Origin of the sequence: Rathayibacter sp. AY1F9 (genome assembly GCF_002932155.1) — a bacterium.
Taxonomy (GTDB): domain Bacteria; phylum Actinomycetota; class Actinomycetes; order Actinomycetales; family Microbacteriaceae; genus Rathayibacter.
The window spans coordinates 1-4267 of sequence record NZ_PSVA01000049.1; the positions used below are offsets into that span (position 1 = coordinate 1).

The window sequence follows — 4267 nt, forward strand, 5'->3', positions numbered from 1 at the left end:
TCTCGTCGACGGAGAGCGGGCGGCCGGCGAAGGCGGAGAGGCCGCGGAGGATCCGCTCGCTCCGGCCGTCGGCGTCGCCCCCGTCGACCAGGGCGGCGGCCTGCGCGGGGTGGGCCGGGATCGCGGGCACCTCGGAGCCGATCGAGCCGGCTCCGGCCTGGACGGTGATGATCGCGGTGCCGACGTCGACCGTCTGGCCCTCGTCGACGAGCACGTCGACCACGGTGCCGCTGAACGGCGAGGGGAGCTCGACGAGCGACTTGGCGGTCTCGATCTCGACGAGGACCTGGTTGACGGCCACCTCGTCGCCGACCTTGACCTTCCAGGCCACGATCTCGGCCTCGGTGAGGCCCTCGCCGACGTCGGGGAGGAGGAACTGCTCTGTCATCGGGGGGACTCCTGTGGGCTCGTGCGGGCGGATGTCGCGCGCGTCAGTACGCGAGCGAGCGGTCGACGGCCTCGAGCACGCGGTCGACGTCGGGGAGGAAGAGCTTCTCGACCTTGGCGGGCGGGAAGGGCGTGTCGAAGCCGGCGACCCGGAGGACCGGCGCCTCCAGCGAGAAGAAGGCGCGCTCGGTGACGGTCGCCGCGATCTCGGAGCCGAGGCTCACGTTCGCGGACGCCTCCTGCGCGACGACGAGCCGACCGGTCCTGCGGACCGACGCGAGCAGCGGCTCCCAGTCGATCGGGGAGAGCGAGCGCAGGTCGACGACCTCGACGCTCGTGCCCTCCTCGCCCGCGAGCTCGGCGGCCTGGAGGAGGACCGCGACCATCGGGCCCCAGCCGACCAGCGTGACCTCGGTGCCCTGGCGGACGACGCGGCTGGCGTGCAGCGGCGCGGCGGAACCGCTGAGGTCGACGTCGCCCTTGGGCCAGTAGCGGCTCTTGGGCTCGAAGAACATGACGGGGTCGTCCGAGGCGATGGCCTCCTGGATCATCCAGTAGGCGTCGTTCGGAGTCGACGGGCTGACCGCGCGCAGGCCCGCGGTGTGCGCGAAGTACGCCTCGTTGCTCTCCTGGTGGTGCTCGACCGCTCCGATGTGCCCGCCGTAGGGCACGCGGATGACGACGGGCATGGTGATCGCACCCTCGTGGCGGTTGGTCATCTTGGCCAGCTGCGAGGTGATCTGGTCGAACGCCGGGTAGATGAACCCGTCGAACTGGATCTCGCAGACCGGGCGGAAGCCGCGCATCGCGAGCCCGATCGCAGTGCCGACGATGCCGGACTCGGCGAGCGGCGTGTCGAGCACGCGCTTCGCCCCGAACTCGGCGTGCAGGCCCTCGGTGATGCGGAAGACGCCGCCCAGGGGGCCGATGTCCTCGCCCATCAGGAGGACTCGGTCGTCCTGCGTCATCGCGCGGCGGAGGCCGGCGTTGAGCGCCTTGGCCATGGACATGGACTCGAGCTGCGACCCGGTGAGGGGCGGCTGCGCGGCCGTCGTGCTGGTGTCGATCGTCATCACTCGCCTCCGAACGATTCTTCGTAGCGCTGCAGCCACGCCTTCTGCTCCTCGACGAGCACGTGCGGCTCCGAGTAGACGTGGTCGAACATGACGCCCGTGGGAGGGACCTCGAGGGCGAGGAGGCGGCGGCGGATGTCGGACGCGAAGTCCTTCGCCTCCTCGTCGACCTCGTCGAAGAAGGACTGCTCCACGCCCTCGCTCCGCAGGAACGCGGCGAACCGGGTGATCGGGTCCTTCGCGACCCACGAGGCGAGCTCGTCGTCGGTGCGGTACTTCGTCGGGTCGTCACTCGAGGTGTGCGCGCCGATCCGGTAGGTCAGCGCCTCGATGAACTGGGGACCGCCGCCGGAGCGCGCGTCCTGCAGGTGCTTGGCGGTGACCGCGTAGCTCGCGAGCACGTCGTTGCCGTCGATCTGCACGCCGGGGATGCCGAAGCCGGAGGAGCGGAGGTAGAGGGGGCTGCGCGACTGCGTGGCCACGGGGACCGAGATCGCGTAGTGGTTGTTCTGGAGGAAGAAGACCTCGGGAGCCTGGTAGCTCGCGGCGAAGACCATCGCCTCGCTGACGTCGCCCTGGCTGGAGGCGCCGTCGCCGAAGTAGACGACGACGGCCGCGTCCTTCTCGGGGTCGCCCGTGCCGGTCGCTCCGTCGAGGGTGAGGCCCATCGCGTAGCCGGTCGCGTGCAGGGCCTGCGAGCCCAGCACCAGCGTGTAGAGGTGGAAGTTCCCGTTCGTCGGGTCGGTCGGGTCCCAGCCGCCGTGCGTCGTGCCGCGCAGGAGCGCGAGGACGCCGAGCAGGTCGATGCCGCGGATCTTGCCGACGACGTGCTCGCGGTAGGAGGGGAACACGTGGTCCTGCGGGCGCATCGCGAACGCGGAGCCGACCTGCGCCGCCTCCTGCCCGTGGCTCGGGACCCACAGTCCGAGCTGGCCCTGGCGCTGCAGGTTCGCGGCCTCGGTGTCGAAGCGGCGGACCACCGCCATCTCGCGGTAGAAGGAGCGGTGCTGCGCCTCGTCCACCCCGTCGAGGTAGGAGGCGTACTGCTCGGCCGCTGGGGTCGGCGAGAACCGCCCGTCCGCGGAGAGGAACTGGACAGTCGGCGACTCCGTGCTGGTGGCTACCACCCGACTAACCTATCCGTCTCGCGGGGTGGCCCTCGGGGAGGGAAGCCACAATCTCGGCCGCCGCGCTGAGGAGCTTGTCGACAGAGCGCGCCTCGCCGACGGAGACGCGAATCCCCTCCGGCGGGAACGCGCGGACCACGACTCCCGCGCGCTCGAAGACCTCGGCGGCCCGCGCCGTGTCCTCGCGGGTGTCGAACCAGAGGAAGTTCGCCTGCGACTCCGGGATCGTCCAGCCCTGGTCGAGCAGCGCCCGCCAGAGGTCGTCGCGGAGGCGGGTGATGCGGTGGACGCGCTCGAGGAGCTCCTCGCGGTGCTCGAGGGAGGCGACCGCCGCGGTCTCGGCGAACCGGGTGACCGAGAGCGGGATGGCGGTGGAGCGGGCGGCGTCGAGGATCCGCGCGTGGCCGATCGCGTAGCCGACGCGGAGGCCGGCGAGGCCGTACGCCTTGGAGAAGGTGCGAGCGATCACGAGGTTGGGGTAGCGGCCGAGCAGGCGGGTGCCGTCCACGGCCCGCTCGTCGTCGACGAACTCGGCGTACGCCTCGTCGAGGAGTACGAGGACGTCTCCCGGGACGCGCTCGAGGAGCGCCTCGACGTCGTCGGCGGTGGCGACGGTGCCGGTGGGATTGTTGGGGCTGCAGACGATCAGCAGGCGGGTGCGCTCGGTGACGGCCTGCGCCATGGCGTCGAGGTCGTGGGTGTCGTCGGCGCGGAGCGGCACGCGCACGCTGGTGGCGCCCGCGGTCGTGACGAGCGAGGGGTACGCCTCGAACGAGCGCCAGGCGTAGACGACCTCGTCGCCCGGGCTCGCCGCCGCGGTGATGAGCTGGGCGATGACCGCGACGGAGCCGGCTCCGACGATCACCTCCTCGATCGGGACGCCGTACTCCGCGGCGAGCGCTGTGCGCAGGGCGGTCGCCGCCGCGTCCGGGTACCGGTTGAAGTCGTCCACCTCGCGGACCCGCGCGAGCACGGAGGGCAGCGGGTCGAACGGGTTCTCGTTGGAGGAGAGCTTGAAGGCGTCGGCGGCGGCCGCGCGGCCCTGCTTGTAGGCGGGGAGCGCCAGGATCTCGGGGCGGAGGCGGACGGGAGGCTCCTGCTGGTCGGTCACCCGCCCCATGCTAGGCGGCGCGGCGGCGGGCGCCCCGCCGTTCCGCGCGCGCCGTCCCCCGCCCTCGACGGGTGTGCGCCGGGCCCCCTTCCCACCGGTCGAGCGCCGCCGGTGCGGCCCGGAGGTGCGGCCGACCCGGGTCTCGGATGCGCGAACCGCCCCGCTGACCGGCGCCCACGGCGGCCGTCCCCCGATTAGGGTGCAGTGATGCGGAGTCGAGGGCGAGCCGAGCGGCGCGGGGGTGCGCGCCCGCTCCTCCGGGGCGCCACGGCCGCGATCGCCCTGCTCGTCGCCGCCGGCGCGCTCACCGGATGCACGCCCTCCGCGGAGGGCACGCAGGCGACCCCGACTCTCCGCGAGACGTCCATCGACGTCGCCGCGCCTCCGGCCTACACCGCCGCGCGCGAGGCCGGCCTCGCGCTGCGGGACGACTCGCTCGCGCTCCTCACCGCGACCGACGGCACCGTCGCGGGCGCGGCCCGCACCGATCTGCTGGTGGCGATCGGATCCCTGAACGCAGCGCTCGAGGGAGTCTCGGCCGACGCCATCACCACCGCGACGACCGCGGC

General features: G+C 72.8%; 5 protein-coding genes. 1 reads left to right on the forward strand and 4 read right to left on the reverse strand.

What is annotated here, in order from left to right:
- The 4 genes from C5C37_RS17785 to hisC all read right to left on the reverse strand — a co-directional run.
- Positions 1 to 388: biotin/lipoyl-containing protein (locus tag C5C37_RS17785; RefSeq protein ID WP_308471059.1), on the reverse strand; the 388-nt coding region annotated here is incomplete at its 3' end.
- A 43-nt stretch (positions 389 to 431) separates the two neighbouring features.
- Positions 432 to 1397, reverse strand: coding sequence for an alpha-ketoacid dehydrogenase subunit beta (locus tag C5C37_RS16900; protein WP_181027250.1), 966 nt, complete (start codon positions 1395 to 1397; stop codon positions 432 to 434).
- Between the two features lie 62 nt (positions 1398 to 1459).
- Complete coding sequence (locus tag C5C37_RS16905; RefSeq protein WP_104226633.1) at positions 1460 to 2587, reverse strand: thiamine pyrophosphate-dependent dehydrogenase E1 component subunit alpha; 1128 nt, start codon at positions 2585 to 2587, stop codon at positions 1460 to 1462.
- 4 nt (positions 2588 to 2591) lie between these two features.
- Complete coding sequence (gene hisC / locus C5C37_RS16910) at positions 2592 to 3707, reverse strand: histidinol-phosphate transaminase (protein ID WP_104339332.1); 1116 nt, start codon at positions 3705 to 3707, stop codon at positions 2592 to 2594.
- A 198-nt stretch (positions 3708 to 3905) separates the two neighbouring features.
- On the opposite strand from hisC, the gene C5C37_RS16915 reads away from it, so the two are divergent.
- Positions 3906 to 4267, forward strand: a 362-nt coding sequence (locus C5C37_RS16915) for a hypothetical protein (RefSeq protein WP_374954050.1), incomplete at its 3' end; no start/stop codon positions are given.

What these genes read in the sequence shown, in the direction of transcription:
- C5C37_RS16900 (WP_181027250.1), bottom strand. Translation starts at nt 1,397, where the DNA reads ATGTCCATGGCCAAGGCGCTCAACGCCGGCCTCCGCCGCGCGATGACG.
- hisC (WP_104339332.1), bottom strand. Translation starts at nt 3,707, where the DNA reads ATGGGGCGGGTGACCGACCAGCAGGAGCCTCCCGTCCGCCTCCGCCCC.